This window comes from Streptococcus oralis (assembly GCF_001075875.1).
In the GTDB taxonomy this organism is placed as follows: Bacteria; Bacillota; Bacilli; order Lactobacillales; family Streptococcaceae; genus Streptococcus; species Streptococcus oralis_I.
Genome location: NZ_JUOS01000169.1, coordinates 1 through 4,034, shown reverse-complemented (window position 1 = coordinate 4,034; position 4,034 = coordinate 1). Strand labels below are relative to the sequence as shown.

At 42.3% G+C, this 4,034-nt stretch carries 4 protein-coding genes; all 4 read right to left on the bottom strand.

Going from position 1 to position 4,034, the window contains the following annotated elements; translation table 11 throughout:
- Positions 1-206 precede the first annotated feature (206 nt).
- Positions 207-818: a 30S ribosomal protein S4 gene (rpsD, locus tag ADM33_RS09000; RefSeq protein WP_000092756.1), complete on the bottom strand. Its 612-nt coding sequence runs from the start codon at positions 816-818 to the stop codon at positions 207-209.
- A 194-nt stretch (positions 819-1,012) separates the two neighbouring features.
- Entirely contained in the window at positions 1,013-2,065 is a 1,053-nt protein-coding gene (locus tag ADM33_RS08995; RefSeq protein WP_049504648.1) for a sensor histidine kinase, read from the bottom strand.
- Complete coding sequence (locus tag ADM33_RS08990) at positions 2,062-2,760, bottom strand: response regulator transcription factor (protein ID WP_049504647.1); 699 nt, start codon at positions 2,758-2,760, stop codon at positions 2,062-2,064. The genes ADM33_RS08995 and ADM33_RS08990 overlap by 4 nt, the downstream gene beginning before the upstream one ends.
- A gap of 123 nt (positions 2,761-2,883) precedes the next feature.
- The coding region (locus tag ADM33_RS08985; RefSeq protein ID WP_049504646.1) for an SSURE domain-containing protein at positions 2,884-4,034 on the bottom strand (1,151 nt) is incomplete at its 5' end.

The window sequence follows — 4,034 nt, the reverse complement described above, 5'->3', positions numbered from 1 at the left end:
TTTGCTTTCCCCCTTTCTCTGCTTGTAGTATAGCAGAGAAAGGGGGAAAGAGGGGCTTTGGTTCCTATCTTGTGTTTTTTCATGTCTGTAATGTTATTGATTATGAGTTTGTAATTCACATAAAACTTGCTAGTTTTTCATAGTCTAATTTTCAGACAAAGCAAAAAGCCCACTGTTGTAGGCTTTTTGTAAAACAAATCTTAAAATTAAAGCATTTTGTTGTAGAATTCAACGACAAGTGCTTCGTTGATTTCTGGGTTGATCTCGTCACGTTCTGGCAAGCGAGTCAATGAACCTTCCAATTTTTCAGCATCGAATGATACGAATGCTGGACGTCCAAGAGTTGCTTCTACTGCTTCAAGGATTGCTGGAACTTTCAATGATTTTTCACGAACTGAGATCACTTGACCTGGAGTTACACGGTATGATGGGATATCAACGCGTTTTCCGTCAACAAGGATGTGGCCGTGGTTTACGAATTGACGAGCTTGACGACGAGTAGTCGCAAGACCAAGACGGTAAACAACGTTATCCAAACGACGTTCCAAAAGAAGCATGAAGTTGAAACCTAGGATTCCGCCTTTGATTTTTGTAGCTTGTACGAACAAGTTACGGAATTGTTTTTCACCTACACCGTAAGTGAAACGAAGTTTTTGTTTTTCAGCCAATTGCAAACCGTATTCTGACAATTTAGAACGGTTGTTTGGTCCGTGTTGTCCTGGTACGTAGTTACGACGTGCCAATTCTTTACCTGTACCTGTAAGTGAAAGGCCAAGGCGACGAGCTTGTTTCCAAGATGGTCCTGTATAACGTGACATGTGAATGTCCTCCTGATATAAATAATATTTCGGTGGAAATAGTCACTTAGAAAGCCCTGATTCGTGCAGATGCCCTTCGCCTAAACAGCCAAGGTTACTTATTATAAGACACCTGTTGACGAGCTTCATGCTTTCCTGCTGATATTTCACACAAAATCCATTTTACCATGAATCGCTGGATTTGTAAAGGGGGGTTAAGCTTTATTTTCACTACCAGAAAGGTTGAGAAGGAGGGTAAAGGCGCTTCCTAGGCCGTACTGGCTGGTAACTGTAATTTCTCCACCTAATTGATGGGCCAATTCACGCGCAATCGCAAGGCCTAAGCCATGACCACCTGTTTTCATATTACGCGAAGTTTCGACACGATAAAGGCGTTTGAAAATATTCTCCAAGTCCTCTGGGGCAATCCCCTGTCCCTCATCCTTCACACTGATTGAAAGTTGACTCTTCTCCAGTTTAGCTACCACCTCCAGCTTGGTTCCTGGTGCAGAGTATTTAAAAGCGTTATTAACCAGATTCACCAAGATACGAGAAAGTTTGGCATAATCTCCTTCAATTCGAGCAGACTCAGGAATTACCTGTAAGTGGACATCTCGCTCCTCCTGCTCAATCAAAAATTGAAACTCACTCATGCACTCAATCAAAAGTTGATCCAGAAAAATGCTGTCTTTTCCAGTCGTCTTCTCCTGATTTCTAGCTGTATTTAGAGTCAAAAAATTCAACTCTTCAACCAGTTTATTGAGCCTTTCTGTCTGGCGTCCAATGGTTGCTAAATAATGGGCTTGTTCTCCTTCTTTGATAACTCCATCCAAAATTCCTTCTACCGTCGCTTGGATAGAGGTGATGGGAGTCTTGATATCATGCGAAAGCTGGGCAATCATCAAGCCCTTTTCTCGTTCGCTTTCTTCCAAAGAATCAAAGGTCGCCTGTAAATCATGTGACATTTCATTAAAAGCCTGGCCTAATTGCTGAAATTCTACAGGCCCTTGAACCTCCAGATTTGAAGGAAAATCCTTGTCTGCTACTCGCTTAGCATGTTCCTTGAGTTTGTCCAATGAAGTAAAGACAGGTGATAGGAGAAATAGACTAATCCCAGCACCGACAAAACTTGCCATGAGAGTCATACCCACTAGGAAATAAATCTCTCTTTCGTCAATTAACATTCGCTGGACGGCCCAAAAAACCACGATAATCGTTAGGAGTGTTGAAATGATATAACCTACTAGAATATAATTTTTTAATTTCATTGACTACCTCGTGCTTTCTCAATTTTGTAGCCCAAGCCCCAGACTGTTTTGATGGTGGGCGTTTCTGCACTGGCATATTTAGCCAACTCCTGTCGAAGAGCATGAATATGAACATTCAAGGTATTGGTATCATCCACATAGTCTTCTTGCCAGACCTTTTCATAGAGATCTGTCTTAGAGAAAACCCGCTTTGGATTGCTGGCTAAAAGCCATAAAAGTTCGAAGGATTTGACTGTTAAATCAAGCAATACACCTCCGATATAGACCTCATGACTACCGTGATTCATCCGTAAATCCCCGAGACTGACGACTTCTGTCTCACCTCCACGATGAAGGCGACGCAAGATATTGTGGACACGCAAAACCAGCTCACGAGGACTAAAGGGCTTGGCAATAAAGTCATCTGCCCCTAAGCTCAAGCCATAAATCTTGTCCTGCTCGCTAGTCTTAGCCGTGATAAATAGAAAAGGCTGATCTGGAGATTGATACTGAACCTCACTAATCAAATCATAACCATCCATCCGAGGCATCATGATATCTGTAATAATCAAATCAATCGCTTTTCGCTTGAAGACTTCCAAGGCCTCTACTCCATCATGAGCTACCAAAACCTGATATCCTGCCTGAACCAGATAGCGTTGATGAATATCTGTGATTTCTACCTCGTCGTCAACGAGTAAAATGGTCTTTCCCATTTGTCTCTCCTTTGAAAAAAACAGTGCTATACCACAATAGTATAACACTATTTTAATCGCTTTACGAACATTCTAAACCATATCTGGATTTTTCAAACCTAAGATAGAAAGTCTGTAGCTAGACTAGTCATTTTCCTCTTTTTTAGCTTTCAAACCGAGTCCACCTAACAGTCCAGCCAAGGCGAGTCCAAAGAATCCAAGAGTAGCCATTGATGTTTGGGCTTCACCAGTATATGGAAGCATGTCTTTTTGCTCTTTCATTTGAGCAGCCATCATTGGACTTGACACCTTGTTAGTAGATGCCATCCTGCCTTCATCAGGCATTTTGCTTGAGGTTGCTGCAACTTGGTCTTGCTTCATACTTGGAGCTGCCATAGGCTGGCTAGCATTCATTGTTTTGTCCTGCTCTTTGTTAGGCATCATCTTATCCTGACTAGCAACTGGCATGTGAGATTTCATATTGGACGCATCTTGATGACTATTCATCATTGGAGCCGTCATAGCTGAACCATTAGAAGATGGGACGGAACCTGACTGCATCGGAACAAGAGACTGATGTCCATTCAAGTTCACTGTCAAATCTTTTGTAGCTACGAGATTGCTCAAATCGGCCTTGCCATCTTTTGCACCATAAACCTTGATAGTAGCTTTATAGCTTTGAGTGCCGTTTTGTTTCAACAAGTCAAGAAGTTCTTTGTCTGATTTGCCTTGAGTACCTGCTAAGTCCACTTCATAGAAGTAGAGTCCTTTGCCCAATTTCTCTACTGGTGGAAGAGCAGGGTTTTTAGCTGAACCATTGTCTGACCATGGAGCCTTGTCTGAGGCTTTCAAGATAAGGCGGGTTAACATACCGTCACCAGCGAAGAATTCGTATGGAATGACTTGGTTGACACCAGCTGTGAATGGGCCTGGGAAATTCGCTTTATCCAAGTAAGTGGCTGGGATGTCTACTGTGTCTTTGGTGTTGTTGGCCACACCTTTTTGCACTTCAGCTGGAGTGGTCAAGCCATTCAAGTTTACTGTCAAATCCTTAGTCGCTACTAGATTACTCAAATCAGCCTTGCCATCTTTTGCACCGTACACTTTAATAGTAGCTTTATAACTTTGAGTGCCGTTTTGTTTCAAGAAATCAAGAAGCTCTTTATCAGATTTACCTTGAGTACCTGCCAAGTCTACTTCATAGAAGTAGAGGCCTTTGCCCAATTTTTCTACTAGTGGAAGGGCGGGATTTTTAGCTGAACCGTTGTCTGACCATGGAGCCTTGTCTGAGGCCT

Excerpts from the sequence above, each read along its gene's own strand:
- rpsD (WP_000092756.1), bottom strand. The coding sequence starts at position 818 with ATGTCACGTTATACAGGACCATCTTGGAAACAAGCTCGTCGCCTTGGC.
- ADM33_RS08995 (WP_049504648.1), bottom strand. The coding sequence starts at position 2,065 with ATGAAATTAAAAAATTATATTCTAGTAGGTTATATCATTTCAACACTC.
- ADM33_RS08990 (WP_049504647.1), bottom strand. The coding sequence starts at position 2,760 with ATGGGAAAGACCATTTTACTCGTTGACGACGAGGTAGAAATCACAGAT.